The 25,471-nt window shown below is 69.7% G+C and carries 23 protein-coding genes; 14 read left to right on the forward strand and 9 right to left on the reverse strand.

Features of this window, described 5'->3' with window-relative positions:
• Positions 1-68 precede the first annotated feature (68 nt).
• The gene (locus G3I60_RS19070; protein ID WP_164294138.1) at positions 69-1,217 is read left to right on the forward strand and encodes a serine hydrolase; all 1,149 of its coding nucleotides are present in this window, start codon (positions 69-71) and stop codon (positions 1,215-1,217) included.
• Between the two features lie 96 nt (positions 1,218-1,313).
• Positions 1,314-1,682, forward strand: coding sequence for a VOC family protein (locus tag G3I60_RS19075; RefSeq protein WP_164294139.1), 369 nt, complete (start codon positions 1,314-1,316; stop codon positions 1,680-1,682).
• 65 nt (positions 1,683-1,747) lie between these two features.
• Here the strand turns inward: G3I60_RS19075 and G3I60_RS19080 are convergent, their stop codons facing one another.
• Complete coding sequence (locus G3I60_RS19080; protein ID WP_164294140.1) at positions 1,748-2,014, reverse strand: DUF6295 family protein; 267 nt, start codon at positions 2,012-2,014, stop codon at positions 1,748-1,750.
• A gap of 2 nt (positions 2,015-2,016) precedes the next feature.
• Positions 2,017-2,760, reverse strand: coding sequence for a dienelactone hydrolase family protein (locus G3I60_RS19085; RefSeq protein ID WP_164294141.1), 744 nt, complete (start codon positions 2,758-2,760; stop codon positions 2,017-2,019).
• A 42-nt stretch (positions 2,761-2,802) separates the two neighbouring features.
• Here G3I60_RS19085 and G3I60_RS19090 point away from each other — a divergent pair, with 42 nt between their 5' ends.
• The 5 genes from G3I60_RS19090 (at position 2,803) to G3I60_RS19110 (ending at position 10,254) form a co-directional block, all read left to right on the forward strand.
• Complete coding sequence (locus tag G3I60_RS19090; RefSeq protein ID WP_138356671.1) at positions 2,803-3,246, forward strand: MarR family winged helix-turn-helix transcriptional regulator; 444 nt, start codon at positions 2,803-2,805, stop codon at positions 3,244-3,246.
• A 92-nt stretch (positions 3,247-3,338) separates the two neighbouring features.
• Complete coding sequence (locus G3I60_RS19095; protein ID WP_164294142.1) at positions 3,339-4,832, forward strand: 3' terminal RNA ribose 2'-O-methyltransferase Hen1; 1,494 nt, start codon at positions 3,339-3,341, stop codon at positions 4,830-4,832.
• Positions 4,829-7,405 carry a polynucleotide kinase-phosphatase gene (locus G3I60_RS19100; RefSeq protein ID WP_164294143.1) on the forward strand — a complete coding sequence of 859 codons (2,577 nt, stop codon included), beginning with the start codon at positions 4,829-4,831 and terminating at the stop codon, positions 7,403-7,405. The genes G3I60_RS19095 and G3I60_RS19100 overlap by 4 nt, the downstream gene beginning before the upstream one ends.
• A gap of 250 nt (positions 7,406-7,655) precedes the next feature.
• Positions 7,656-8,024: a DUF805 domain-containing protein gene (locus G3I60_RS19105; protein ID WP_138356674.1), complete on the forward strand. Its 369-nt coding sequence runs from the start codon at positions 7,656-7,658 to the stop codon at positions 8,022-8,024.
• A 232-nt stretch (positions 8,025-8,256) separates the two neighbouring features.
• Positions 8,257-10,254, forward strand: a complete 1,998-nt coding sequence (locus G3I60_RS19110; protein WP_164294144.1) for a translation factor GTPase family protein — start codon at positions 8,257-8,259, stop codon at positions 10,252-10,254.
• 56 nt (positions 10,255-10,310) lie between these two features.
• On the opposite strand, the gene G3I60_RS19115 is transcribed toward G3I60_RS19110, so the two are convergent.
• Positions 10,311-10,904 carry a TetR/AcrR family transcriptional regulator gene (locus G3I60_RS19115; RefSeq protein WP_164294145.1) on the reverse strand — a complete coding sequence of 198 codons (594 nt, stop codon included), beginning with the start codon at positions 10,902-10,904 and terminating at the stop codon, positions 10,311-10,313.
• A 92-nt stretch (positions 10,905-10,996) separates the two neighbouring features.
• Between G3I60_RS19115 and G3I60_RS19120 the strand changes: the two genes are divergently transcribed.
• Both G3I60_RS19120 and G3I60_RS19125 read left to right on the forward strand, forming a co-directional pair.
• Positions 10,997-11,422 (forward strand): nuclear transport factor 2 family protein, encoded by a 426-nt coding sequence (locus tag G3I60_RS19120; RefSeq protein WP_164294146.1) that lies wholly within the window; start codon positions 10,997-10,999, stop codon positions 11,420-11,422.
• Positions 11,419-12,273, forward strand: a complete 855-nt coding sequence (locus G3I60_RS19125; protein ID WP_164607529.1) for an NAD(P)H-binding protein — start codon at positions 11,419-11,421, stop codon at positions 12,271-12,273. Before G3I60_RS19120 ends, G3I60_RS19125 begins: the two co-directional genes overlap by 4 nt.
• A gap of 40 nt (positions 12,274-12,313) precedes the next feature.
• On the opposite strand, the gene G3I60_RS19130 is transcribed toward G3I60_RS19125, so the two are convergent.
• Positions 12,314-13,228 carry a S41 family peptidase gene (locus tag G3I60_RS19130; RefSeq protein ID WP_164294148.1) on the reverse strand — a complete coding sequence of 305 codons (915 nt, stop codon included), beginning with the start codon at positions 13,226-13,228 and terminating at the stop codon, positions 12,314-12,316.
• Positions 13,229-13,285: 57 nt separating this feature from the next.
• Between G3I60_RS19130 and G3I60_RS19135 the strand changes: the two genes are divergently transcribed.
• On the forward strand, positions 13,286-13,828 hold the full coding sequence (locus G3I60_RS19135) for a winged helix-turn-helix domain-containing protein (RefSeq protein WP_164294149.1): 543 nt from the start codon (positions 13,286-13,288) through the stop codon (positions 13,826-13,828).
• On the opposite strand, the gene G3I60_RS19140 is transcribed toward G3I60_RS19135, so the two are convergent.
• Positions 13,825-14,610 (reverse strand): VOC family protein, encoded by a 786-nt coding sequence (locus tag G3I60_RS19140; RefSeq protein WP_244809672.1) that lies wholly within the window; start codon positions 14,608-14,610, stop codon positions 13,825-13,827. The genes G3I60_RS19135 and G3I60_RS19140 overlap by 4 nt on opposite strands.
• Before the next feature lie 189 nt (positions 14,611-14,799).
• Positions 14,800-15,837, reverse strand: coding sequence for a PHP domain-containing protein (locus G3I60_RS19145; protein ID WP_138356682.1), 1,038 nt, complete (start codon positions 15,835-15,837; stop codon positions 14,800-14,802).
• Positions 15,838-16,141: 304 nt separating this feature from the next.
• Between G3I60_RS19145 and asnB the strand changes: the two genes are divergently transcribed.
• Entirely contained in the window at positions 16,142-17,965 is a 1,824-nt protein-coding gene (gene asnB, locus G3I60_RS19150; protein WP_164607531.1) for an asparagine synthase (glutamine-hydrolyzing), read from the forward strand.
• A 101-nt stretch (positions 17,966-18,066) separates the two neighbouring features.
• Complete coding sequence (locus G3I60_RS19155; protein ID WP_164607533.1) at positions 18,067-19,287, forward strand: acetyl-CoA C-acyltransferase; 1,221 nt, start codon at positions 18,067-18,069, stop codon at positions 19,285-19,287.
• 193 nt (positions 19,288-19,480) lie between these two features.
• On the opposite strand, the gene G3I60_RS19160 is transcribed toward G3I60_RS19155, so the two are convergent.
• Together G3I60_RS19160 and G3I60_RS19165 are read right to left on the reverse strand one after the other, a co-directional pair.
• Positions 19,481-20,695 (reverse strand): site-specific integrase, encoded by a 1,215-nt coding sequence (locus G3I60_RS19160; RefSeq protein ID WP_164294152.1) that lies wholly within the window; start codon positions 20,693-20,695, stop codon positions 19,481-19,483.
• A 38-nt stretch (positions 20,696-20,733) separates the two neighbouring features.
• Positions 20,734-20,916 carry a helix-turn-helix domain-containing protein gene (locus tag G3I60_RS19165; protein WP_164294153.1) on the reverse strand — a complete coding sequence of 61 codons (183 nt, stop codon included), beginning with the start codon at positions 20,914-20,916 and terminating at the stop codon, positions 20,734-20,736.
• A gap of 1,480 nt (positions 20,917-22,396) precedes the next feature.
• Here G3I60_RS19165 and G3I60_RS19170 point away from each other — a divergent pair.
• Both G3I60_RS19170 and G3I60_RS19175 read left to right on the forward strand, forming a co-directional pair.
• A complete protein-coding gene (locus G3I60_RS19170; RefSeq protein ID WP_164607534.1) occupies positions 22,397-23,017 on the forward strand; it encodes a hypothetical protein in 621 nt (206 codons plus the stop codon).
• A gap of 279 nt (positions 23,018-23,296) precedes the next feature.
• Positions 23,297-24,097, forward strand: coding sequence for an IS5 family transposase (locus G3I60_RS19175; RefSeq protein ID WP_164294208.1), 801 nt, complete (start codon positions 23,297-23,299; stop codon positions 24,095-24,097).
• Positions 24,098-24,507: 410 nt separating this feature from the next.
• Here G3I60_RS19175 and G3I60_RS19180 read toward each other — a convergent pair whose 3' ends face one another.
• The gene (locus G3I60_RS19180) at positions 24,508-25,131 is read right to left on the reverse strand and encodes a hypothetical protein (protein ID WP_164294155.1); all 624 of its coding nucleotides are present in this window, start codon (positions 25,129-25,131) and stop codon (positions 24,508-24,510) included.
• Positions 25,132-25,471: the final 340 nt, after the last annotated feature.

Genomic DNA, 25,471 nt, shown 5'->3' on the forward strand with positions numbered 1-25,471 from the left:
TCGGGACCGATGACTCCGTGCCGCGCCGGGAGTCCTAATTCCGACCGCACACTCGAGAAGGTGGACCGATGACGAACCTGCACACCATCCTGAAAACGCATGTCAGCGACGGACCGACGCCGGGAGCGGTGGGTCTGGTGGCCCGCGGCGACCAGGTGGAGGTGCAGGTCGTCGGTTCCGCCGACGTCGACGGCGTCTCTCCGATGGCGAGGGATTCGATCTTCCGCATCGCTTCGATCACCAAACCCGTGATTGCCGCGGCGCTCATGATGCTCGTCGACGACGGCCGGATCGCGCTGGACGACCCGGTCGGGCAGTGGCTGCCGGAACTGGCGTCGCCGATGGTCGTCCGTACCCCGGCCGGCCCGGTCGACGATGTGGTCCCGGCCGCCAGAGCGATCACGGTGGCCGATCTGCTCACCTTCCGCGCCGGGTACGGCTTCCCGTCCGACTTCTCGCTGCCCGCGGTCGGTCTGCTGTTCAGCGAGCTGAAGCAAGGACCGCCACAGCCGCAGCTCACCGCAGCGCCGGACGCCTGGATGGCGACGCTCGCCGGCATTCCGCTGCTCCACCAGCCGGGCGAGGTCTGGCTGTACAACACCTGCTCCGACATCCTGGGTGTGCTGATCGCCCGGGTTGCGGGCCGTCCGTTGCCCGAGTTCCTGGCCGACCGGCTCTTCGAGCCGCTCGGCATGGCCGACACTGGATTCGACGTACCGGCCGGCAAACTCGACCGGTTCACCAGCTACTACCGAACCGATCCGGCAGGCGGACTCGAGCTGGTCGACGCCCCCGACGGACAGTGGAGCAGCCCGCCGGCCTTCCCGTCCGGCGCCGGCGGACTGGTCTCGACCGTCGACGACTACTACGCCTTCGCCCGGCTGCTGCTCGCCGGCGGAACCGTCGACGGCCGCCGGTTGCTGTCCTCCGCATCGGTGCGGCAGATGACCACCGACCACCTCACCCGGTCGCAGCGCGATGCCGGCCGGCTGTTCCTCGAGGGCCAGGGCTGGGGCTTCGGCGGCTCCGTCGACGTCGCGGCCGTCGACCCGTGGAACGTGCCGGGACGCTACGGCTGGGTCGGCGGCACCGGAACGGCGGCGCACATCACCCCGCCCACCGGAGCGGTCACCATCCTGCTCAGCCAACTGGAGATGTCCGGCCCGACCCCGCCCGCCGTGATGCGGGACTTCTGGCGCTACGCGGCGGACGCCTGAGAGCCGGGGCCCGACGCGACGAGGGCTCCCCGTCCGCGCGGCTCAGTCGCTGTGCCGGTGCTGCCGCCGGCTGCCGGCGACTGCCAGAATCGGCCCATGCTGAGAATCGGCTCCATCGTGCTGGGTGTCTCGGACGTGCCGCGCGCGGCGGCCTTCTGGATGGAAGCCCTGGGATACGTGCCGCGTGAAGAGGCCGAGGACGACTGGGTGGTCCTGGTACCGGCGGAAGGCACCGGGGCACAGCTCTCACTCGGCCGCAGCGAGACGCCGGTCCAGGACCAGCCGCGGATCCATCTCGACCTCTACGCCGGAGACGCGGCCGACCAGGCCGCCGAGGTCGAGCGGTTGGTGTCCCTCGGCGCCGAGCGCGTCGACTGGGACTTCTATCCCGACGACGCGGATTTCATCGTGCTCGCCGACCCGGAGGGCAACCGCTTCTGCGTCATCGACACCACACACGGCTGACGAGCGCCCTACGGCTCCCGCCTGGTCAATCGTCGGCGGCCACGAGAAGGCTGAGCGACCCGCCGTCAGACCGCCAGCTCGGCCGGGACCGCCGCCAGGGCTTCCTGGATGGCGGCGATCAGCCGGCGGCCGGAATCCGCGGTCAGTTCGAGGGCGACGCGCGCCGAGGGGCCCTTGGAGGGGTCGGCGAAGTCGATGTTGAGGGTGTGCTCGGCCATGGCGTGCACGGGGTGGTCGAAGTACACCGTCACATCGGTGACATGGAACCAGGAGCCGTTCGGCCCCTTGGCGCTGCCGTCGACGGAGTCCTTGACGGTCGTGTAGGTGCACATGCTCAGGCCCCCAGGTGGTCGGCGTAGAAGGCGGTGATCCGTTCCCAGCCGTCGTTGGCCGCCGCCACGTTGTAGGCGGGGCGGTCCGTCGAGAAGAAGGCGTGGCCCGCGCCCTCATAGCTGTGGAACTCGAAGTCCTTGCCGTTGGCGGTCAGGATCTGCCCCAGTTCGGCCACCTGCTCGGGGGTGGGGTACTTGTCCTCGGCGCCGAACAGCCCGAGCAGCGGAGCGCGGAGCCGGGGCAGCTGGTCGACCAGGTTGGTGATCCGCAGCGGGAACTCCGCCGGCACGGTGCCGGTGACGAACGCGCCGTAGCAGTCCACCGCGGCGTCCAGGTCCAGGTTGCAGGCTGCCAGCACACTCTGCCGGCCGCCCGAGCAGTAGCCGATCACGCCGACCTTGCCGTTGCTGGTGGGCAGCGCCCGCAGGTGGGCCGCCGCGGCGGCGACGTCGCCGATCAGCCGCGCGTCCGGGACTCCGCCGTTCGCCCTGCCCACCGCCGCCGCGTCATCGGGAGCGGCGCCCGGTGCCTCGCGGAAGTAGAGGTTGGGGCAGATCGCGTCGTAGCCGAGCTCGGCGAAGCGGCGGACGATCTCCTTGGTGCCTCGGTCGTAGCCGGGCATGTGGTGGATGACGACCACACCACCACGCTGCTCCTGGCCGTGGGGCCGGGCCAGGTACGCCTCCATCTCGTCGCCGCCGTGCCCGGAGATCCGGATGGTTTCGGCAGTCAGGGAATCACTCATGAGACACCTATATCATAAGGGAGAACTGATAAGTTTATACTGATGACTGTGATGATCCAGAGTGACGCGGCACGCATCGCGGCCGACCTGCGCGCCTGTCTGGGGCCGATGGTTCGCAGACTGCGGCAGGTGAAGCCGGACGGCGAACTGACCCTGTCGCAGACCTCGGTACTGGTGCGGCTCGGCCGCGAAGGCCCCGCCGCCGCGGCCGAGCTCGCCGCGGGTGAGGGCATCCGCCCGCAGTCGATGTCCACGATCATCTCCGGGCTGCAGGAGCGTGGGCTGGTGGCCCGGGCTCCGGACCCGGACGACGGCCGCCGGATCGTGCTCTCGCTCACCGATGCGGGACGGGAAGGCCTGTTGGGGGCCCACAAGGAACGCGCCCGCCGGCTGACCCGGGCCATCTCCGAGGAACTGACCCCTGCCGAGCGGGCACAACTGGCCGCCGCCATCCCGCTGCTCGAGCGCATCGCCCGGAGCGTCTGACCACCGGGCCGTCGCTCCGCAGGGGGCGCCGAGCCTGTTCTGTCACCAAAAATGCCTGGTGGCAGCGGGTGAAGCCATTAATACTCGTGCATGTGTTCCTGACGATATCTCTCACCGGCAACGACGAGCGTCCCGCAACGGACCTCGGCTTCCTGCTGCACAAGCACCCGGAGAAGGCCCAGGCCTTCTCGACCTCCTACGGCGACGCGCACGTCTTCTACCCCGAGGCGTCCGCACAGATCTGCACGGCAGCGCTCCTGCTGGAGGTGGATCCGGTGGCGCTGGTGCGGCGTGCCAAGGGCACGGGCAAGGACCGGGGCGGGGCGCCCGACGCGGCGCTCGCGCAGTATGTGAACGACCGGCCGTACGCGGCCTCGTCACTGCTGGCCGTCGCGTTGCGCACGGTGTTCTCCAGCGCCCTGCGCGGAGAGTGCCGCACGCACCCCGAACGCGCCGCGGCCCCGCTGCCGCTGCGCATCGAGGTACCGGTGCTGCCCGCCCGCGGTGGCGCCGACCTGGTGCGGGCGCTGTTCGAGCCGCTGGGCTGGACCGTCGGAGCCGAACCCATCGCGCTGGACCCGCAGTTCCCCGAGTGGGGCGACTCGCGGTACGTACGGCTGACGCTGGAGGGTGAGCTGCGGCTGTCGGTCGCGCTGCGGCACCTGTATGTCCTGCTGCCGGTCCTGGACGACTCCAAGCACTACTGGATCTCGTCCGACGAGGTCGACAAACTGCTGCGCTTCGGTGAGGGCTGGCTGGAGAACCACCCCGAGCAGCAGCTGATCGCCAGCCGCTATCTGTCCCGCCGCCGGGCCCTGACGCGCCAGGCCATGGAGCGTCTGGAGCTGGCCCGGCTCGCGGACGCCGACGACATCGAGGTCGAGGAGATCGACAACGCGGTCGACGAGAGCACCGACACCGAGGAGAAGCCGGCGCCGCTGGCAGCTCAGCGGCGCGACGCGATCCTCGAAGCGCTGCGCTCCGCGGGCGCGGCCCGGGTGCTGGACCTCGGCTGCGGGCAGGGTCAGCTGGTCGGCGAACTGCTGAAGGACGTCCGCTTCTCCGAGATCGTCGGTGTCGACGTATCGGTGCGGGCGCTGCACACGGCGTCCCGCCGGCTGCTTCTGGAGCAGATGGGAGAACACCGGGCCGCCCGCGTCAAGCTCCTGCAGGGCTCGCTGACGTACACCGACACCCGGCTCAAGGGCTATGACGCCGCCGTGCTCAGCGAGGTCATCGAACACCTGGACCTGCCGCGGCTGCCGGCCCTGGAGTACGCCGTCTTCGGCGCCGCCCGGCCCGGGACCGTCATCGTCACGACACCGAACTCCGAGTACAACGTGCGGTGGGAGACGCTGCCCGCGGGACACGTCCGGCACGCGGACCACCGGTTCGAGTGGACCCGCGCGGAGTTCCGCGACTGGGCGGACCGCGTCGCGCAGCGGCACGGCTACGACGTGGCGTACGTCCCGGTAGGACCGGACGACCCCGAGGTCGGCCCGCCGACTCAGCTGGCGGCCTTCACCCGGAAATCCGACCAGACCTCACCGACCGCTCAGACCCCGAAGGAGGAGTCGGCCGCATGACCAGCAAGCGCACACTTCCCGTGACCGACCTGTCCCTCGTGGTCCTCATCGGAGCCACCGGCTCCGGCAAGTCGACGTTCGCCGCCCGTCACTTCAAGCCCACCGAGATCCTGTCCTCCGACTTCTGCCGCGGCCTGGTCAGCGACGACGAGAACGACCAGGGTTCCAGCCGTGACGCCTTCGAGGTGCTGCACTACATCGCGGGCAAGCGGCTCGCCGCAGGACGCCTGACCGTCATCGACGCGACCAGCGTCCAGAGCGAGAGCCGCAAGCAGCTCATCGGCCTCGCCCGCCAGTACGACGTGCTGCCGATCGCCATCGTCCTCGACGTGCCCGAGCAGATCTGCGCCGAGCGCAACGCCGCGCGCCCCGACCGGGCCGGCATGCCCAAGCACGTCGTCCAGCGCCACCAGCGCGAACTGCGCCGCTCCCTGCGCGGACTGGAGCGTGAGGGATTCCGCAAGGTGCACATCCTGCGCGGTACCGAGGAGATCGACGACGCCGAGATCGTCCTGGAGCGCCGCTACAACGACCTGCGGCACCTGAGCGGGCCGTTCGACATCATCGGCGACATCCACGGCTGCCGTTCCGAGCTGGAGACGCTGCTCAACAAGCTCGGCTACGCCCTGGAACGGGACGCGGCGGGCCGGCCGGTGGGCGCCGTGCACCCGCTCGGGCGCACCGCCGTTTTCGTCGGGGACCTCGTCGACCGCGGTCCCGACAGCCCCGGCGTGCTGCGCCTCGTCATGGGCATGGTCGCCGCCGGTTCGGCGCTGTGTGTGCCGGGCAACCACGAGAACAAGCTGGGCCGCTACCTCAAGGGCCGCAACGTGCAGCACACCCACGGGCTCGCCGAGACCATCGAGCAGTTGGACAAGATCTCCGGCGAGGAGCCGGAGTTCGCCGCCCGCGCGCTGGAGTTCATCGAGTCGCTCGTCAGCCACTACGTGCTCGACGAGAGCAAGCTCGTGGTCTGCCACGCCGGCCTGCCCGAGAAGTACCACGGCCGTACCTCCGGCCGGGTCCGCTCGCACGCGCTCTACGGCGACACCACAGGCGAGACCGACGAGTTCGGCCTGCCGGTCCGCTACCCGTGGGCCGAGGACTACCGGGGCCGCGCCACCGTCGTGTACGGGCACACGCCCGTCCCCGACACGTCGTGGATCAACAACACCATCTGCCTCGACACCGGCGCGGTGTTCGGCGGCAAGATGACCGCGCTGCGCTGGCCCGAGCGCGAACTCGTCGACGTGCCGGCCGAGCGCGTCTGGTACGAGCCGGTGAAGCCGCTCGTCACCGAGACACCGGGCGGCCACGACGGCCGGCCGCTGGACCTCGCCGACGTGGCGGGCCGTCGCGCGGTCGAGACGTCGCAGCACGGCAGGGTCGCGGTCCGCGAGGAGAACGCGGCCGCCGCGCTGGAGGTCATGAGCCGGTTCGCGGTCGACCCGCGGCTGCTCGCCTACCTGCCGCCGACGATGTCGCCCTGCGCGACCTCGCAGGAGGAGGGCTATCTGGAGCACCCGCACGAGGCCTTCGCGGCCTACCGCGCGGACGGTGTGCGCCAGGTGGTGTGCGAGGAGAAGCACATGGGCTCGCGCGCGGTGGCGCTGGTCTGCCGTGACGCGGAGGTGGCACGGGCACGCTTCGGTGTCACCGAGCCGGGGGTGAGCGGCGCGCTGCACACCCGCACCGGGCGCCCGTTCTTCGACGACCCGGCGGTCACCGAGCAGATCATGGCCCGCCTGCGGGAAGCCGTCACCACCGCCGGGCTGTGGGACGAACTGGAGACGGACTGGCTGCTGCTCGACGCCGAGTTGATGCCCTGGTCGCTGAAGGCGTCCGGTCTGCTGCGCCGGCAGTACGCCGCTGTGGGCGCCGCGTCGGGCGCGGTGTTCCCGGGCGCGATCGCCGCCCTGGAGGCAGCCTCCGCACGTGGCACCGCGGTGTCGGACCTGCTCGCGCGCCAGCGCGGCCGGGCCACCGACGCCAGCGCGTTCACCGACGCGTACCGGCGCTACTGCTGGCCGACCGAGGGCCTGGACGGGGTGCGTCTCGCGCCCTTCCAGATCCTGGCCGCCCAGGGCCGCAGCCTCGCCGCGCTCCCGCACGACGAGCAGCTCACGCTGATCGACCGCCTGGTCTCCAACGACCCGACGGGACTGCTGCAGGCGACCCGCCGGATCGTCGTCGACACCGCCGACGAGCAGTCGGTCGCGGCGGGTACCGAGTGGTGGCTGGAACTGACCGGCGCCGGCGGCGAGGGCATGGTCGTCAAGCCGCTCCAGGCCCTGGTCCGGGGCGGGAACGGGCGCCTCGTCCAGCCCGGCATCAAGTGCCGGGGCCGCGAGTACCTGCGGATCATCTACGGCCCCGAGTACACCCGTCCGGACAACCTCACCAAGCTGCGCTCCCGCTTCCTGGGCCACAAACGCTCACTCGCGCTGCGCGAGTACGCGCTCGGCCTGGAAGCCCTGGACCGGCTGTCGGCGGGCGAACCCCTGTGGCGTGTCCACGAGGCGGTCTTCGCGGTCCTGGCCCTGGAGTCAGAACCGGTCGACCCGAGGCTCTGACCGAAATCCCGGCCGGCGGGCAACAGCTTCCTTCCACGCGTCTCTTGAGCCCCCTGACCCTCCCGGTTCCCCTGGCGCCCAGGGGCCAGGGGGCCTCATAAGATCCGCGAGAAGCCTGCCCGCCGACCGGGACCAGCCGGTCCTCAACCAGGGGGACATTTCCCCTTGACCAGTGCACATCACCCCCATAAGGTTCTCCCGTCTGGCTTGATCCACTAGGACGGGCCTATCAGTCCTATGGGGGGACGAAATGCACTACTACCTCGACGTACTCAAGAAATATGCGGTATTCGGCGGGCGCGCACGGTGCCGGGAATACTGGATGTTCACCCTGTTCCACAGCATCATCATCGCCGCCCTGATGATCCTGGACTGGGCGATCGGATCGCCGTGGCTCGTACTGGTGTACATCGTTCCGACATTCCTTCCGGCCTTGGGAGTCACCGTCCGCCGGCTGCACGACAGCGGGCGCAGAGGGTGGTGGGTGCTCCTCGGAGCCGTCCCGCTCATTGGCGACATCTGTCTGCTGGTCATGCTGAGCGCCGACAGCGAGCAGCAGACGAACGCCTTCGGCCCGAACCCCAAGGCCGTCCCGGTGCGGGACGCCCACTTCGCCTGACCTTGAGCGGCCGATGCCGCCCGCATTTCTCCGACTGCCCGCCGGCCTCGCCGGTGGGCAGTCGGCGTTACGGTGCTTCGAACCCCGGGGCCATAAAGCGGTTGCCTCCCGGGGCGGCCGTCTGCTGCACTTCCCTTTGACAGCCCGATCGATCCAGGAGTCCCGATTATGTGCGGAACGTTCATGTCCATCCAGGAGGGAATTGCCATCTATCTCAAGGACATGACACCGAGTGCATACGCTGAACCTGGGAATCCTGGCGCATGTTGACGCCGGAAAGACAAGCCTGACCGAGCGGCTGCTCCACGCCGCAGGGGTCATCGACACGATCGGCAGTGTCGATGACGGCAGTACGCAGACCGATTCGATGTCGCTGGAACGGCAACGCGGCATCACCATCAAGTCCGCCGTCGCCTCGTTCGTCGTCGACGACGTCACCGTCAATCTGATCGACACCCCCGGCCACCCGGATTTCATCGCCGAGGTGGAGCGGGTGCTGAACGTGCTCGACGGAGCTGTGCTGGTCATCTCCGCCGTGGAGGGCGTGCAGGCGCAGACCCGTGTGCTGATGCGCACGCTGCAGCGGCTGGGGATTCCCACGCTGATCTTCGTCAACAAGATCGACCGCAGTGGGGCCCAGTACGACGACGTGCTCCGCAGCATCGCCGAGAAGCTGGCTCCGGCGAGCATCTCGATGGGCCCGGCCACCGCGCTCGGCACGCGCGGCGCAACGTCCCGGCCCTACAACGCCGCCGACGCCGATTTCAGGTCCGGGCTCGTGGATCTCCTCACCGGTCGCGACGAAGCGCTGCTGGCAGCGTATGTCGACGACGAGGCCGCGCTCTCCTGTCCCCGGCTGCGAGGCGAACTCGCGGCGCAGACGAAGCGGGCGCTGGTGCATCCGGTGTTCTTCGGCTCGGCGATCACCGGTGCGGGGGTCGATGCGCTGATCTCCGGGATCACCGAACTGCTGCCCACCGCCGAGGACGATGCCGACGGTCCGGTCTCGGGCACCGTCTTCAAGGTCGAACGGGGTTCTGCCGGGGAGAAGATCGCATACGTCCGGATGTTCTCGGGGACCGTGCGGGTGCGGGACCGCCTGCCGTTCCGTGGGGACGAGGAGGGGAAGGTCACCGCGCTCAGCGTCTACGAGCGCGGCTCGGACGTCCCGGGTGACGCCCTCACCGCGGGTCAGATCGGCAAGCTGTGGGGAATCGGCGAGGTCCGTATCGGTGACGCCATCGGCGTTCCGCGCGCGACGCGACCGGACAGTCACCACTTCGCCCCGCCGACCCTGGAGACGATCGTCGCGCCGCTTCGCCCCGCCGACAAGGGAGCACTGCACGTCGCCCTGACACAGCTCGCGGAGCAGGACCCGTTGATCAACCTGCGCCAGGACGATCTCCGCCAGGAGACCTCCGTCTCGCTCTACGGCGAAGTGCAGAAAGAGGTCATCCAGGCCACTTTGGCGAACGACTTCGGCGTCGACGTCGCGTTCCGCGAGACGACGACGATTCACATCGAACGGCCGGTCGGCACCGGCGCGGCCGCCGAGTTCATCCACGTCGATCCCAATCCGTTCCTCGCGACGGTGGGACTGCGCATCGACCCGGCGCCGGTCGGCAGTGGTGTCGGGTTCCGGCTGGAGGTCGAACTCGGCTCGATGCCGTACTCGTTCTTCAAGGCGGTCGAGGAGACCGTCAGGACGACGCTGGAGCAGGGGATTCACGGCTGGCAGGTCACCGACTGCACGGTCACCATGACGCATTCCGGCTATGCGGCACGGCAGAGTCACGCTCATGCCGTCTTCGACAAGAGCATGTCGAGCACCGCCGGGGACTTCCGCAACCTGACGCCTCTGGTGCTGATGAGCGCGCTGCAGCAGGCGGTGAGCCGGGTGTACGAGCCGATGCACCGGTTCGGCCTGGACATCCCCGCGGACATGTTCGGGCTGGTGCTGCCCGTGCTCGCACGGCTGCGGGCCGTACCGCAGACCTCGGCGGTACGGGGCTCGTCGTACGTGGTGGAGGGCGAGATCCCGGCCGCCTCGGTGCACGCACTGGAGCGGCAGCTGCCGTCGCTGACGCGCGGCGAAGGCGTACTCGAGTGCGCCTTCGACCACTACCAACCGGTCCGCGGTGCGGTCCCCGACCGGCCGCGGTCGGACCACGATCCGCTCCACCGCAGGGAGTACCTGATGCGGGTCACCCGCCGGGCGACCGGAGGGTGACGGCTCATCAGGGCCGACGACCACGGCCGAGGCCGCGCCCCGCACGGAACACCGGATCAGCCGTCCGTTGCCCGTGATCTCAGGACCCTGGCGGCGAAGGCCGCGAGGTGGGCCCGCAACTGCTCGCGAGACGTCCGCTGTTGGCCGACGAGGTGTTCCACGAGGTCGGCGCGGGTGGCGGCGAGCAGCGCGTGGGCGGTGAAGTCGCTGTCGGCGAATCCGGGAATCCGTTCCAGCGCGGTCCGGAGGGTGCCGTGCCACAGCTCGTAGTGCTCTGCCGCATAAGGGCTGTCGCCGCCGGTTCCTTCCAGCGCGAGGGCGAGGTGGCGGTTGTCGAGCTTGAAGCACAGAAGGGCGTCGAGGAGGGCGGGTACCCGCTGGAGGGGCGGGGTGGTGGGCCCCAGAGGTGGCGCCCCCTCCTCGGCGGCGAGCCGGATCGGCGCGAGCCGCGTCTCGTACAGCGCCTGGATCAGACCGGTGCGGTCGCCGAACCCCCGGAAGAGCGTTGCCTTGCCGACGCCGGCCGCCGCCGCGATGTCGGCCATGGTGACCGACTGAGGGCTCTCGCACTGGGCGAAGAGTGTGTCGGCGGCGGCGAGAACGGCCTCCCGGTTGCGCGTGGCGTCCGCGCGTGGCTTGCGTTCGGTCATGCGGTTCCTCCGGTTGCAAAGCGGACCCCGGGTCCGTATCGTCTCCCATATGAAACGGACCCACGGTCCGTATCGTACGGGATGGAGCAACCATGAGCGTGACCACCGCACCGGCGGACCTCTACCGCCACGGCCTGCAGCTACTGCTGGACAAGAACATCCCCGCCTGGACCGACCTGTGGGACGAGGACGGGATCCTCGAGTTCCCCTTCGCCCCGGACGGCTGGCCGAAGCGGCTGGAGGGCAAGGCGGCCGTCGCCGAGTACATGCGCGGCTACCCCGACCACATAGACCTGCACGACTTCCCCTCCGTGGAGATCCACCAGACCGTCGTCCCGGAGACCATCGTGGTCGAGATGCGCGCCGTGGGCCGCCTGGTGGAGACCGACGGCCCCTTCGAGATGACCTACATCGCCGTGGTCACCGTCAGGAACGGCCTCATCACCGGCTACCGCGACTACTGGAACCCGCTCGCCGTCCAGGACCCCGCCACCGACTTCGCCGGGAGCAACCGATGACCGGGTCCGAGAAGTTCACCCTGGTCATCGGTGCCACCGGCACCACCGGCAGCCGCGTCGCCGCGCGGCTGGCCGCCGAAGGGCGGCGCGTCAGGGCCGCCGGCCGACGCGCCACCCCCGTGGCCGGGGCCGTTCCCGTGCGGTTCGACTGGGACGACCCCACCTCCTTCGAAGCCGCGCTCGACGGCGCGGACCGGGTCTATCTCATCCCGCCGCTCGGCGCTCCGGACCCGGCAGCCGTCATGCTGCCCTTCCTCCGGCAGGCCCGCGCCGCCGGCGTCCACCGGGCGGTCCTGCTCGGCTCGTCGGCGATCCCCGCCGGCGGCCCCGCCGTGGGGCAGGTGCACCAGGCCCTGCCCGGCCTGTTCTCCGAGTGGGCGGTCCTGCGCCCCTCGTGGTTCATGCAGAACTTCACCGGCGACCACGCGCACGCCCGGACCATCAGAGCGGACGGGACCATCCGAACGGCGGCCGGTGAGGGCCGCGTCGGGTTCGTCGACGCCGACGACATCGCCGCCATCGCCGTACACGTACTGACCGCGGCACAGGCCCCGAACACCGACCTGATCATCACCGGGCCGCAGGCGCTGAGTTACGACGACATCGCCGCCGTCCTCACCCGGGCCACCGGCCGGACCGTCACCCATGACCGGCTGACCTACGAGCAGATGCGCGACCGCCTGGCCGCCGACATGCCCGCCGGGTTCGCCGCGATGCTCGCCGGCATGGACCGCGCCATCGCCTCAGGCGCCGAGGACCGCACCACCGACACCGTCCAGCGCCTCACCGGCCGCGCACCGCACAGCTTCCGCGCTTTCGCGGAACGGGAGTTGGACCGGATCCGGGGCTGAGGTCCCCCGGATCCCCGCCGCCGCGAGCCCGAGGGACGCGTCAGCCGGTAGCGTCCGTCAACCGGGTACGGGCCAGCGCGTGGGCGCGGTCGAGGGCGTCGGCAGCGGTGCAGACGACGTCCGGCTGTACGCCGGTGCCCTCCCAGTCGGTGCCGGAGACCGGGTTGATCGCGCGGCCGGTCGGGATGCTCGCCTCCAGATGCGGGTGCACCGTCCAGCCCTGGCGGGGATGCGCACCGCCGAGCGTCACCTCGCCGACGACAACGGCACGGCCCAACTGCTGCAGGTCGTAGGCCAGTTCCTCCGCAGCGGAGAAGGTGCTGCCGCTGGTCAGCACGTACAGCGGCTTGCTGCCGCCGAAGCGTGCTCCGGGGACGTACGGCAGGCTCCAGGACTGCCCGAACCGTTCACCGTCGCGCCAGTACATGGTGTTGAGGTGGGTGCGCTCATCGAGCAGGTAGCTGCAGACGAACGCGACCGTGTCCGGGTCCCCGCCGCGGTTGCCGCGCACGTCCAGAACGAGGGCGTCGGCCCGGGCGACCAGGGTGAGCGCGGCCGCCAGCGGCTCGGCGGCCCAGTCCAGCGGGAAGAGCATGGGAGTCAGCTCCAGCACGGCGACCCCGCCGTCCCGCAGCTCCACCCGCGGAACACCGCCGAGCGTGGCGTCGAAATCCCTGCGCATGGCGGCCAGGGCGGCAGCGCCCCGCTCCTTCGGCACCGGTTCGGTGTGATGGAGCAGCCGCAGGTGCCGGTCGCCGTTGACCGACTGCAGGTCGGTCGTGACCAGCCGGCTGAGCTCCTCCGCGCTGTCGACGTCGTACGCCCCCTCGGCGAGGCGCCGCCGCAACAGGGTCGCGAGGCGCTCGGCCTCTTCGGGGAAAACGTAGTGCTCCAGAACGAGTTGGGCCGTCTCCTCGACGACGGGAGCGGTACTGATCTGCGTCATGGTGGTCATGGCAGGGAGTAGAACACCGCTCTTCCAAAAGCGTCAAGAGTATTGGACACTTAGCTCATGCCCGAGCAACCGCCTTACCCCCCGACGCCTCAGGAAGTCCAGGAGATCGGCTCGCCGGAGCAGTTCGCGGCGCTCGCCCACCCGCTGCGCCAACGGCTGCTGTTCGCCCTGGGCCGTCGCCCCGCCACCATCAGCCAGCTCGCGGCGCACCTCGAGACCGCCAAGGGCAACGTCGCACACCACCTGAAGGTGCTGCGGACGGCCGGCCTCGTCCACGTCGCCGAGACCCGGCAGGTCCGGGGCGGCACCGAGCAGTACTACCAGCGCGTCGCCCGGCGCATGATCGTCGCCGAACCCGAGGCGGCCGGCACGGCGGCGATGCTCGGCGCCTTCGCCCAGGAGCTGGACCGCTCCCCCGCCGAGACCCATCTGACCCTGCGCCACTTGCACCTGAGCCCCGCCAAGGCGCAACGTCTCGGCGAAAGGCTGGCCCGGCTGATCGACGAGACCGAGGAGGACGCCGAGTCCGAACCGGTGCACGGCATGCTGTTCGCCCTGTACCAGCACGCACAGCTCCCCGAACCCGGCGGTTCGGCCTAGACCGTGTCCGACGGCTGGTGGGGCGTCGCTTCCTCCGGGCCGATCTCCGCGGTCTGTGCGGCGACGCTGAACAGCGTGCCTTCCGGATCCCGGAGGAGTGTCGCCAAACCCGGCGCGGTGTCGTCCGGCGCGCTGACGATCGCTCCGCCCGCCGCTTCGGCGCGTTCTGCGGCCATGTTCGGGTGGGGGGTTCTGAAGGTGACCTGCCAGCGCGGGCGGACCTTCGGGTCCGGGGCCTCCTCCACCGCTCCGCCGTGCAGGGCGGCCACCGTGCGGCCGTTGATGTCGACGAACACCTGGTCGTTCTCGTACCGCAGAGTGCAGCGCTCGGGTGGTTCGGTGTCCCAGCCCAGGGCCTCGCTGTAGAAGATCGCCGCCGCGAAGACATCCCGGGTGTGCAGCTCGATCCACAGACCCCGACCACCACCCCTGGGGGACCAGTGCGGCTCCCGTGGCCCTTCCCACAGGGCGAACGGCGCGCCTGCCGGATCGATGGCCCAGGCCACCCGGCCCGGACCGAACGGGAGTGGGCCGACGGCGACGGTACCGCCCCGTTCACGGATCCGCCCGGCGGCACGGTCCACGCTGTCGACCGCGAAGTGCACCGACCAGCAGGCCGGAACGCCGAAGGAGTGTCCTGTCTCGCCGAGACCGGCGATCGGTTCGCCGTCGCTGATCGCCTCGGCGTACTCGTCGAGCCCGAATCCGGGCCGGTACTGCCAGCCGAGCACGCGGTTGTAGAAGGCCTTGCTCGCCGGCAGGTCGGCGGCGGTCAGGGTCACCCAACACGGCGCTCCCTGGACCGCGCTTTCAGAAGGAGCCATGTCTGCAGCCTCGCCTCACGCAGGGGGACACCGTTCACTTTGCCACTGTTCATGCCTGTTCGCTGGCGTTGACACCCTTATGCCGCACGTGGACCCGGCAGCGGCCGCGGACCGTACCGCGAACGGCGGTCACGGCCGACAGGGTCGTCACGCAGAGTCACCGTCCGAGGGCGGCTTCCGGGTACGTGTCCACTCCGTGAGCTGGGGTGCGGTCCAGGTGTTGACGACCCGCTCCGCCGGCACTCCGCAGGTCTCGGCGCGCGCGCATCCCAGAATCTGCCAGTCGAGCTGACCGGGCGCGTGGGCGTCCGTGTCGACGGCGAAGAACACCCCGGCGTCGACGGCCTGGACCAGCAGGTCGCGCGGCGGGTCCAGCCGTTCCGGGCGGCTGTTGATCTCGACCGCCGTTCCGGCCTCCGCGCAGGCCGCGAAGACCTCTGCCGCGTCGAACTGCGACGGCGGGCGGTTCCGCCCCGACAGCAGACGGCCGGTGCAGTGCCCCAGGACGTCCATCAGCGGGTTGCCGACCGCATTGATCATGCGCCGGGTCATGGCGGGAGAGTCCATCCGCAGCTCGGAGTGGCTCGAGGCGACCACCAGATCGAGCTGGTCGAGCAGGTCGGGTTCCTGGTCGAGGGACCCGTCGGCGAGGATGTCGCACTCGATACCCGTCAGCAGGCGGAACGGAGCCCACCGCTCGTTCAGTTCGGCCACCACCTCCAGCTGCCGGCGCAGCCGCTCGGCCGTCAGTCCGTTGGCGATGGTCAGGCGGGGCGAGTGGTCGGTGAGCACAGCCCACTCGTGCCCGAGTTCCGCCGCGGTCCGGCCCATCGCCTCGATGGGGCTGCCGCCGTCCGACCAGTCCGAATGCAGATGGCAGTCGCCGCGCAGCAGGGCGCGCAGCGCCGTTCCGCCCTCCGCGAGCGGCGCCGCCGCCTCCGCCTCCAGCCGTTCGAGGTAGCCGGGCACAGCCCCGGCCAGCGCCTCTTTGACGACCTGGGCCGTCTTGGGACCGATGCCCTTCTCCGCCTGCAGCGTGCCGGCCGCCGACCGTGCGGCGACCTCCTCGGGCCCTAGCCCCGCGACCACCTCCGACGCCGTACGGAACGCATCCACCCGGTACGTCGCCGCTTGGGCGCGCTCCAGCAGAAAGGCGATCCGGTCCAGCGCCTTCACCGGTTCCATCGTGGCCTCCTCGGGCCGGCCGCCTGCCTCCGCCGGTCGCCGTCGCCGCGGGAGCGGCACGTCGGCGGGCCCGCCGCACCGTTCCACTCTCGCCCGGCACCGCTGCCGGCGCACCCCGGACGCCCTGCGCGCCGGATCACCGTGCTCCGACGGTGACCTGGTCGGGCCTTGATCGTTTCAGTGATGGCGGCCGGCGCAGTGAGTCCGGTCGCGGATCCGTACCCGCGGCCGGCACACGCGTCACGGGGCGGGGTCCTGGGATTTACAGCCTGCCGCGCGTGCGGAGGCGTGGGGAGTTTCACCGATGTGTGGGCTGGCCGGCTATGCCGGGTTCGCGGGTTGCGCGCCCTCGGGGACCGAAGAGGTCTCCCTCAAGGAGATGACGGAGACGCTGGCCTGCCGGGGGCCGGATGCCTCGGCTGCCTGGACCGGGGATGCGGCGGGGCTGGGGCACACCCGCCTGGCCACCGTCGACCTGATCGGCGGGCGTCAGCCGCTGGTGCTGACGCGGGGCGGGCGCACGGCTCTGGCGGTGGTGTTCACCGGTGAGGTGTACAACCACGCGGAGCTGCGGGCGGAACTGACCGCGCGCGGGCGCCGGTTCAGGACCCGCTGCGACAGCGAGGTGGTACTGCAGGCCGTCGACGCCTGGGGCGAACAGGCTCCGGCCCGCATGGAGGGGATGTTCGCGTACGCGGCATGGGAGCCCGCGCACCGGCGGCTGACCCTGGTGCGCGACCGGTTCGGGATCAAGCCGCTGTGCTACGCGCGGACCAGCGATGGGGTGGTGTTCGGCTCCGAGCCCAAGGCGGTGCTGGCGCACCCTGCCGTGCCGGCCCGGCTGGAGCTGGACGGGCTGCGGGAACTGTTGCTGTCCGCCCACCCGATGATCAAGACACCGGGGCGCAGCGCCTTCGCGGGGCTACGGGAGATCGAGCCCGGCACCGTGACGACCCTGACTCCCGACGGTGTGCGTACCCGCCGCTACTGGTCGCTGACGCCCGCCGAACACCGTGACGACCTTCCGACCACGGTGGAGCGGGTGCGCACCCTGCTGGGCCAGGCCGTCACCGGGCAGTTGCGGGCCGATGTCCCGGTCAGTGTCCTGCTGTCCGGCGGGCTGGACTCCAGCGCCATCGCCGCCCTGGCCCGCCCCGAGGTCGACGTCCTGCACACGCTGTCGGTGGACCTGGGCGCCGGCGCCTCCAGCCAGGACGCCATGGAGCGCGACCCGGACGGACCCTACGCCGACCTGATGGTGCGCCATCTCGACACCGCGCACCGCACGGTCGCCCCGGCGGCCCAGGATCTCGCGGATCCGTCCCACCGCTCCCGTGTCGGCTCTTTGCGCGACGGGTTGACGATGGGCGACTTCGACACGTCGCTGATGCTGCTGTTCCGCGCGGTCCGCGAGCACTTCCCGGTCACCCTGTCCGGAGAGGGGGCCGATGAAATCTTCGGCGGCTACCGCTGGTTCACCCCTCGGGTTGCGGCAGTAGAATCCTTTCCCTGGGACACCGTGCTGGACCGGGCGGACCTCACCCGGCTGCTCGACCCCGCTCTGGCCGCGGCTCTGGAACTGCCCGCGCACCGCGCCGACCTGCACGCGGCCGCAGCCGCCGAGATCGAGCACCTGCCGGGCACCACTCCCGGCGAGGCCGCGCTGCGCCGCGACAGCTACCTCAACCTGACCCGTTTCCTGCCCTGCCTGCTGGACCGCACCGACCGTCTCAGCATGGGCTCAGGCCTGGAGGTCCGGGTTCCTTTCCTTGACCACCGGCTGGTCGAGTACGTCTTCAACACCCCCTGGGAGTTCAAGACCTTCGACGGCCGCGAGAAGAGCCTGCTGCGCGCCGCCGTCGCGGACCTGCTCCCCCCACCGGTCCTGGCCCGCCGCAAGAGCCCCTATCCGATGGTCCGCGACCCCGCCTACCGTGCCGCGCTCACCGGTCAGGTCAGCCGGCTGCTCGCCACCGGAAGCCCGGCCACCGACCTGCTCGACGTGCGCGCGGTGCGGAGTCTGCTGCTGGAACCCTCCGGCACGAAACGTTTCCCCCGTGAGGGGCTGGAGCTCGTCCTGGACCTGGACCTGTGGCTGCGCACCCACCGGCCCGCTCTGCACCTCTGAATCTCCGCCCACCTCCGGACACGCGCCGGAACGTCTCCTGGCACTACGAACACCGCCCCGAACGTCCCCTCCCACCACCCCGATCGCACAGGATGTCCGCCATGCAGCACGCCGTGATCGTCTCCACCGTCCGCACACCCATCGGCCGCGCCCACAAGGGCTCGCTGGCCGAGGTGCGCCCCGACGACCTGCTCGCCCGTACCGTCGCCGAGGCCCTCGCCCGCGTTCCGGGGCTGCTACCGGAAAGCGTGGACGACCTGGTCGTCGGCTGTGCGCTGCCCGGCGGGGAGCAGGGGTTCAACATCGCCCGGATCGCCGCGATCCTGCTCGGCTGGGACCACGTCCCCGGCGTCACCGTCAACCGCTTCTGCACCTCCTCCCTGCAGGCCGTCCGCATGGCCGCCCAGGCCGTGCGCTGCGGTGACGCCGATGTCGTCGTCGCGGCCGGGGTCGAGTCCCAGTCCCGGCTCGCCCACGGCAGCTCGGACACCTGGCCCGGCACCGAGAACCCCGCCTTCGGAGTCGCCGGGCAGCGCACCGTCGAGCGCTCAGGCCCGGGCACGGCGCCCTGGAGCGACCCTCGGGACAAGGGCGGGACGCCCGACCCCTACATCCCGGTGGGTCTCGCCGCCGAGAACGTCGCCGACGTCTACGGCATCACCCGCACCGACATGGACGCCTACGCCGCCCGTTCCCACCGGCTCACCCAACTCGCCCTCGCCGAGAGCTTCCACTTCGGTGACATCGTCGCGGTGAAGAGCCCTGACGGTACGACCACCGCGACTGATGACTGCCCCCGCACCGGAGTGACCGAACGGACCCTCGCCGCCCTGCCGCCGCGCTTCCGTCCCGACGGCCGGATCACCGCGGGCAACAGCGCGCCACTGTCGGACGGAGCCGCGGCCGTCGTCGTGATGTCCGAGGAGTACGCCCGCGCCCACGGCCACATCCCGCTGGCCAGGATCCTCTCGACCGGCGTCAGCGCCGCCACACCCGAGACCGAAGGCCCGGCCCCGGTCGTCGCGACCCGGACGGCACTCGCGCGGGCCGGGCTGTCGCTGTCGGACCTCGACACCGTCGCCGGGAACGAGCCCTTCGCCGCCCAGGTCCTGGCCTACTGCGCCGAACTGGGCCTGGACCCCGAGCGGATGAACCCGCACGGCGGATCGATCGCCCTGGGCGAGCCGTACGGAGCGGCCGGGGCCCGGCTGACCACCACCGCGCTCACGGCGCTGCGCCATGACGACCGGAGCACCGCCCTGGTCAGCGTCGTCGCCGCGGGAGGTCAGGGCATGGCCATGGTCCTGGAGCGCACCTCGTAGACCGGTCCGCCGCCGACCGTGCGGCGGACCGCGCCCGGGCCGGGAACAGCGTCAACGACCTTGCAGGGACTTGACGTTGTTCCCGAACGCCACATGCAGAGCTCTCACCTGCTAGAGCACGGTTTCCGGGGCGAGTATCCCAGCACCAACCCAGCACGGGAGCGGCGTCCCAGCACAGCAGCGCAGGCACCGGTCAGGTCGCCTCTGCCAATGCCGACTGCATGATGCCTCGACATCGGTCCCATGACTCTGGAACGAGGTGACCGTAGATGTCGACCGTAGTCTTGATCGACTTGTGGCCGAGCCAGCGCGAGACCTCGTGAATCGGGATGCCGGCCGCCAGCGCGGTCGAAGCAAAAAAGTGCCTCAACGAGTGCGGATGGTATCGCGGCCTGCCCTCTGCATCGACCAAACCGGCGGCCACGCATGCCCTCTTGAAGTAATGGCCGTAGGTATTTGCGGTGGGCATGACCTCCCTCCCCGGTTCGCGAGGGGCGAAGAACACCTCGACCTGCCGAGTCTTCCCCACCGCATTCTGGAAAGTGAGCGGGATCGGAGCCCACACCTGAACATGGGCGTCGATCTCGGCGCAGAGGAAGGGGGCGGCCGGGACCTCGCGGTACTCCCCCTCTTCTCGGTGCTTCAGAGGTACGAGGCGAGCCTTGCAGTCCTCGCGATACGCCCTCCGGCTGACCTGCCAACGAACGCGGATCACGTCGCGGCGTAGGCACCCGACATGGAAGGCCAGAGCTTCGCTGACCCGCAACCCAGCCCCCGCCTGAAGCCAGACGGTCAACTTGTACCGCTGTGGCATGCACTCATGAAGACGGCGGACCTCGGGAAGAGTCGGAATCTCGGCCTCGTCGACTGCTTGGCTTCCGGCGGCGTTCTTCACATCCCTGGCCGGATCCTCCCGAATCCGTTTCTCCTCCTTCGCGGAGGCGAAAATGTGCTTCACCATCTTCATCCGGTCATGCACCGTGCTGGCCGCTAGCTCCTTGCCGATGGCCACCTGGAAGTGCTCAATGTCTCTCTTTGCTACCCCTGCGATCGACCTATGGCCGAGCATCGGCATGAGATGGTTATCGATAAAGCCCTTGTAATTTACATACGTAGACTCCGCAATTATTCGGCGGGCAAGCCAGTCCTCAGCATAGGCGCCCACTGTAATCTTGCCCGCATTGGGGTCAACGTAAAGACCGTCGTCCTTGTCGGTTTCGACCCTCGCCGCGAAGACATCGGCCCCGCCCGGACCCGTCTTCTTGGCGAAGGTTTTTTCGCGCTGACGCGCTGTCCTACCGCCCGGCTCGCGATATCGCACTGTCCACGAGTGGCCGCAACGGGGCTTCACGCAAGGATATGCGGCAGCCTTCGGATCAGACTTGCATCGCTGGAAAACCGTAGCCATGCGTGGCACCTTTCGGCTATATAACGGCAAAGCAGCCGTTACCCGTAGTTGTCATCAAGGTAAGCAATGATGTCGCGCTCGCGAAACCGCAGGAGGCGGCCGACTTTCTGAGCCTTGAGCCCCCATGCCCGATACTTGTTCTTCACGGTGATCTCGCTGACTTTCAGCCAGGCGGCAACTTCTTCCGGCGTAAGCAGGCGATTGCTCCCCCCGGCGGTCAACTCGTCACCTCTCCGCTTACCTCAGCGGAGCCATTCGGTCGACACTGCATTACGTGACTCTCCATCGGGCAAAGGCGCCGTTGCAGTTCAGCGACGGGCACCGCGGCGATCTGGGCAGCAGCGAACGGTGCCGTTCTCCTAAGTCACGACGACTGGCACAATGCGCTGCCCCGCTCCAGCTCCGCCGCCAAGCGCAGCTGATGCGAACCCTTCGATGGTCCCCACAATCGCCGGTTTGGCTAACCGGCGATTGTCGTCTATGTTGCGCGCCACATCAGCGGGTAAGGAAGCCGTCGGACCGGCCGCAGTCAGGAAGCCAGCCCTTCACGGACCCTGTGCCGGGGCCGCATGGTCCGTGACGACCTCCAGCAGGCCGTTCAGCGTTCAAGCTTCGCCCTCGACACGCGCAGTGACACCCACAGCACAGCTCGCATGGAAAGTTGCGGCTCCGGCAGCGCCGCTGATGTGTCTTGACCGCCGGGTCGCTGCGGTACCCACGTTGCAGGAGATCCTCATCTATAGGCTGGCTGCATAGACAGAGGGCATAGCGCGGTGGATACGGCGCGGCACTCCCCCGCCTTCTACCTAAATCACTCATCCCGCCGAGCATCGCGAGGTCGGGGAGACGAAGCAAGAGGATTGGATCGTAGGATTCAGCAAACGAGACTCCTAGGGCAAGGATGAGGACAGCGCGGCGAATCCTGCTGCAGTTCGGTGTCTCGAAAAATCTGGCACTCCCACACAGGGGCAATTACCTGTCCGCCCTGGTGGTTTTCCGGATCATGCAATGTTGGCATGCTTTCGGTGGAAGATTCCAGTCCTTGCGAGCTCTTTCTTGTCTGCCGTGGGCGAATACTCTCGACCGCGGGTCTTGGCGCCAGGACCGCAAGAAGGGTGTGTCTTCCAGGCGCTCCGCAGGAAGCTCGTGGTGTGGGGTTGAGTAGCCGTATCTCAACCGATCATGGAGCGTGCGGGTCGAACAGGTTTCCCAGCGGGGTGGTCTTCCGGCTCTACGCGCATGAGGGCGTCGGCTTCTTGGCGGCAGCAGACCGCTGATGAGCCATTGGGGTGTCCTTCGGGGCGGTCGGGGTTGTCCGCTTCGCTGGACCCGCAGGGTCACGGTGGAGATGCGAAGGCAAGCTCCGGCCGTCCTGGGCGGAGGTGCTGTACAGAACGGATCCCCCGAATGTCCTTGCGTATGCGACGAACGGCCGGTTCCGCTGTGGTGACGGCAGTATGCGGTCTGGGCCTGCTGCCCGGCCCCGCTCTGGCTACGGACCACCTCGCCGGGTCACGGGCCGCTGTGCCCGCGCCCACGGAGTTCCCCAAGCCCGGCCTCTACACGGCCAGCGTGCCTGAGGGGGCGACTGGCTTCACGCTGGTCCTCATCGGCGCGGGCGGCGGGGGCGGGGGCGGCGCGGAGGTCGACAGCGGAGGTGGAGGCGGAGCGGGCGCCCTGTCCGTGTGCACCGTCACCGGCGTGGCCCCCGGCACGACCTACTCCGTGACCGTTGCCGGCTACGGAGGTGCCGGCTACAGCATGAACCGAGACACCAGCCCTGCAACGCCTGGCGCCGCTGGGGCCGGCGGCTTCGGCGGGGGCCAACCCGGAGGGGAAGCCCCCAGCTTCATCGCGGCAATTGGTGGTGCGGGAGGAGGCGGCGGCGAAAGCACCATCCTTCAGGGCACCACCGTCATCGCCTCCGGCTCAGGTGGAGGCGGTGGAGGTGGTGCCGGTATCAGCTCCAACGATCCCAAGGGCGCTGTTGGCGGCAGGGGCGGCGGCAGCGGGGGAGGCGCTGGCGGTCTGGGCCCGGCCGATAAAGAGCACGGTGGCCAGGGCGGCGGCGGCACGGGATCCTGCCAGAGCCAGACCGGCACCAGCACCGCGGGTCTTGCTGGTTCCACCGGCCGCACTTATGACGAAGGTCAGGTTGCGACGCCTGGTGGAAAGCTGGGTGGCCAGCCCCCTGCCGGTATCAGCCCGCCGGCCAATGTCGGCACGGGTGGCGACGGCGGCCCCCGCATCAAATTCACTGAGGACACCGGCAATGGTCGCGTAGGCGGCGACGGCTATGCCGCCTTCGTCTGGACCAGCTGACCAGCGCTCAGAATCCCTGTCTCAACCGATCAGGGAACGTGCGGGTCGAACAGGGTTCCCGGCGGGGTGATCTTCCCGTTGTGCATGCATGAAGGCAGGGCCTCTTGGTAGTTCGGGGATGCGAAACCAGCCGAACTGTCCCAGGAGGCCCTGTTGTCCTATGTGTACGCGGTCGCGCCGGTCGATTTCAACTCGCCTGCCGTGTCGTGCGATTGTCTCGCCCACACGTACGGCAACGCGGCCGATCATCCGGAACGGACACCGTGCTATCCGTCGGACATGTCGGATGCGGAGTGGGCGGCGGTGCGGCCGTTGCTGCCCACCCCGGCCTGGCTGGAGAGGAAGGGCGGGCGGCCCGAGGGTTACTGCCACCGCCAGATGTTGGACGCGATCCGCTACCTGGTGGCGGGCGGGATTGCCTGGCGGGCGATGCCGGTGGACTTCCCTCACTGGGCCAGGGTCTACGCCTTCTTTCGCCGGTGGCGTCAAAACGAGCTGGTCACGGAGTTCCATGACCGGCTGCGCGGGCACGTCCGGGTGCGGGAGGGCCGGGAGGCCGAGCCGAGTGCGGGAATCATCGACGCGCAGTCGGTAAAGGGCGCCGCGACGGTGCCGGCCGCCTCACGCGGCTTCGACGGCGGAAAGATCATTAATGGGCGGAAGCGCCACGTGGTCACAGATTGCCTCGGCCTGCTCCTGGTCGTCGCGGTGACCGCCGCGAACGTCGGAGACCGCGAGGCAGCCGTGGGGTTGCTGGCCCGGCTGCGGTTGCTGCACCGGGAGATCACCCTGGTCTGGGCCGACGGCGGCTACACCGGCCAACTGGTCGGACGGTGCCGCGACCAGCTCGCGCTCACCCTGGAGATCGTGAAGCGCACCGATGACATGGAGGGGTTCGTCGTGCTGCCCAGGCGGTGGGTGGTGGAGAGAACGCTGGGCTGGCTCATGCAACACCGCCGACTGGCCCGCGACTACGAAGCTCGCCCACACCGCTCCGAAGCCATGATCCACCTCGCGATGATCAGTCTCATGACCCGCAGGCTCACCGGCGAATCCACTCCAACATGGCGCGGCGCATAAACCACTCCCAACCCGGCAATCCGGGATGAAACAACGGGATGAAACGCCCTCTGAGAGCTCGAACCCGCGACATCTGAGATCGGGCCGACTGCGATGCCCCGCAGAAGGTCCGGCATCGGACTGCCCGGGAGGTCACGTTATCGGCTGCCTCTGGCACCGATCCTGCACACATGCGTGTTGATGAAGGGGCCGGCGGCCTACGGTCGGCAAGGATCCGCAGGTGCGCGGGGCCCTGCACTGTGCCCGGTCCGGGCACAGTGCAGGGCGTGTTGCACAGCTCGCTATGGGTTCCTCAGAGTTCGCGCCTCGGTCGGAAGGAGGCGCGGCTCGGCAGGTGCAGATCCGGATGTTGTGGGAACCGGCGACGCCGTCGGCACCTGTGGGTGACGTCCGCGACGCCTGGCGTGCTGTTAGCAGGGCAGGGTGGTGTGTCCGGCGGCGCCGGTGGCGCCCGTGATGCCGTCCGCGGTCAACGTGGCAGCGGTGCCGTTGCCACCGTCGTTGCCGGGACACACCGGGCTTGCGGCGCCGCCGGCGCCACCGGTCCCGCCCTTGTGGGTACCGCCGGCCGTGGACGCGCCGCCCTTGCCGCCCTTGCCGCCTCCGATGCCGGTGCCGGCGTTGCCTACACCGCCCACACCGCCTTTGCCGCCGGTGCCGCCCTGGTTGGCAGCGCCCCCCGCGCCACCTGTGCCGCCGTTGCCGTTGGCACCGCCGGCTCCGCCCGCTCCACCGGCGCCACCGGTGCTTCCGAGGCCGTCGCCGTTTCCGCCGCCGCCGCCGTTACCGCCGTTGCCGTTCGCACCGGCCGCTCCACCAGTGCCACCCAGACCGCCGAGACCACCGTTGCTCCCCACCCCGTTGGCGCCGTTAGCACCGGGGACGCCCTGGGCGCCCAGGCTGCTGTGGATCCGGGAACCGTTCGCGTCGGAGTGGGCCGACGCGGACGCCAGGGTGGGGGTGGCGAGGCCGGCCACGGCGATCGCACTGATCAGGAGGGTCCGGGCAAGAGCGTTGGTGCGCAAGATGCGCATGAGGTACGCCTTTCGGTTTGTGCGCTCGGAGATACTCCCCGACCGGCACACCCACAACGTAGGCGGCAATGGCCCCACCTGCGCAGCACTAGATGATCAAATGTCTTGAAATAGAGAGATTCAGTGATGTCTGGCTCTAATTGCCCGCACCGAGAGGGTCGCCGCTGGGCCGGTGGAGCACGCTCCGCTACCGGCAAGCGGTTGTCGGCTGGACTCTGGCCGCTGCTCTGCAGGGGAGGACTGCCGGGAGATGCCGACCGATGCGTCGTCGTGCGGCCGCATCTGCGACCTGGGAAGAGAAACGTGCCCAGCGCCGAGGCCGGTCGGTAGAACGTGTGTA

The sequence above is a fragment of the Streptomyces sp. SID13666 genome, assembly GCF_010548325.1.
In the GTDB taxonomy this organism is placed as follows: Bacteria; Actinomycetota; Actinomycetes; order Streptomycetales; family Streptomycetaceae; genus Actinacidiphila; species Actinacidiphila fildesensis.

What these genes read in the sequence shown, in the direction of transcription:
- G3I60_RS19070 (WP_164294138.1), top strand. Translation starts at nt 69, where the DNA reads ATGACGAACCTGCACACCATCCTGAAAACGCATGTCAGCGACGGACCG.
- G3I60_RS19075 (WP_164294139.1), top strand. Translation starts at nt 1,314, where the DNA reads ATGCTGAGAATCGGCTCCATCGTGCTGGGTGTCTCGGACGTGCCGCGC.
- G3I60_RS19080 (WP_164294140.1), bottom strand. Translation starts at nt 2,014, where the DNA reads ATGTGCACCTACACGACCGTCAAGGACTCCGTCGACGGCAGCGCCAAG.
- G3I60_RS19085 (WP_164294141.1), bottom strand. Translation starts at nt 2,760, where the DNA reads ATGAGTGATTCCCTGACTGCCGAAACCATCCGGATCTCCGGGCACGGC.
- G3I60_RS19090 (WP_138356671.1), top strand. Translation starts at nt 2,803, where the DNA reads ATGACTGTGATGATCCAGAGTGACGCGGCACGCATCGCGGCCGACCTG.
- G3I60_RS19100 (WP_164294143.1), top strand. Translation starts at nt 4,829, where the DNA reads ATGACCAGCAAGCGCACACTTCCCGTGACCGACCTGTCCCTCGTGGTC.
- G3I60_RS19105 (WP_138356674.1), top strand. Translation starts at nt 7,656, where the DNA reads ATGCACTACTACCTCGACGTACTCAAGAAATATGCGGTATTCGGCGGG.
- G3I60_RS19115 (WP_164294145.1), bottom strand. Translation starts at nt 10,904, where the DNA reads ATGACCGAACGCAAGCCACGCGCGGACGCCACGCGCAACCGGGAGGCC.
- G3I60_RS19120 (WP_164294146.1), top strand. Translation starts at nt 10,997, where the DNA reads ATGAGCGTGACCACCGCACCGGCGGACCTCTACCGCCACGGCCTGCAG.
- G3I60_RS19125 (WP_164607529.1), top strand. Translation starts at nt 11,419, where the DNA reads ATGACCGGGTCCGAGAAGTTCACCCTGGTCATCGGTGCCACCGGCACC.
- G3I60_RS19130 (WP_164294148.1), bottom strand. Translation starts at nt 13,228, where the DNA reads ATGACCACCATGACGCAGATCAGTACCGCTCCCGTCGTCGAGGAGACG.
- G3I60_RS19135 (WP_164294149.1), top strand. Translation starts at nt 13,286, where the DNA reads ATGCCCGAGCAACCGCCTTACCCCCCGACGCCTCAGGAAGTCCAGGAG.
- G3I60_RS19145 (WP_138356682.1), bottom strand. Translation starts at nt 15,837, where the DNA reads ATGGAACCGGTGAAGGCGCTGGACCGGATCGCCTTTCTGCTGGAGCGC.
- asnB (WP_164607531.1), top strand. Translation starts at nt 16,142, where the DNA reads ATGTGTGGGCTGGCCGGCTATGCCGGGTTCGCGGGTTGCGCGCCCTCG.
- G3I60_RS19155 (WP_164607533.1), top strand. Translation starts at nt 18,067, where the DNA reads ATGCAGCACGCCGTGATCGTCTCCACCGTCCGCACACCCATCGGCCGC.
- G3I60_RS19160 (WP_164294152.1), bottom strand. Translation starts at nt 20,695, where the DNA reads ATGGCTACGGTTTTCCAGCGATGCAAGTCTGATCCGAAGGCTGCCGCA.
- G3I60_RS19175 (WP_164294208.1), top strand. Translation starts at nt 23,297, where the DNA reads ATGTCGGATGCGGAGTGGGCGGCGGTGCGGCCGTTGCTGCCCACCCCG.
- G3I60_RS19180 (WP_164294155.1), bottom strand. Translation starts at nt 25,131, where the DNA reads ATGCGCATCTTGCGCACCAACGCTCTTGCCCGGACCCTCCTGATCAGT.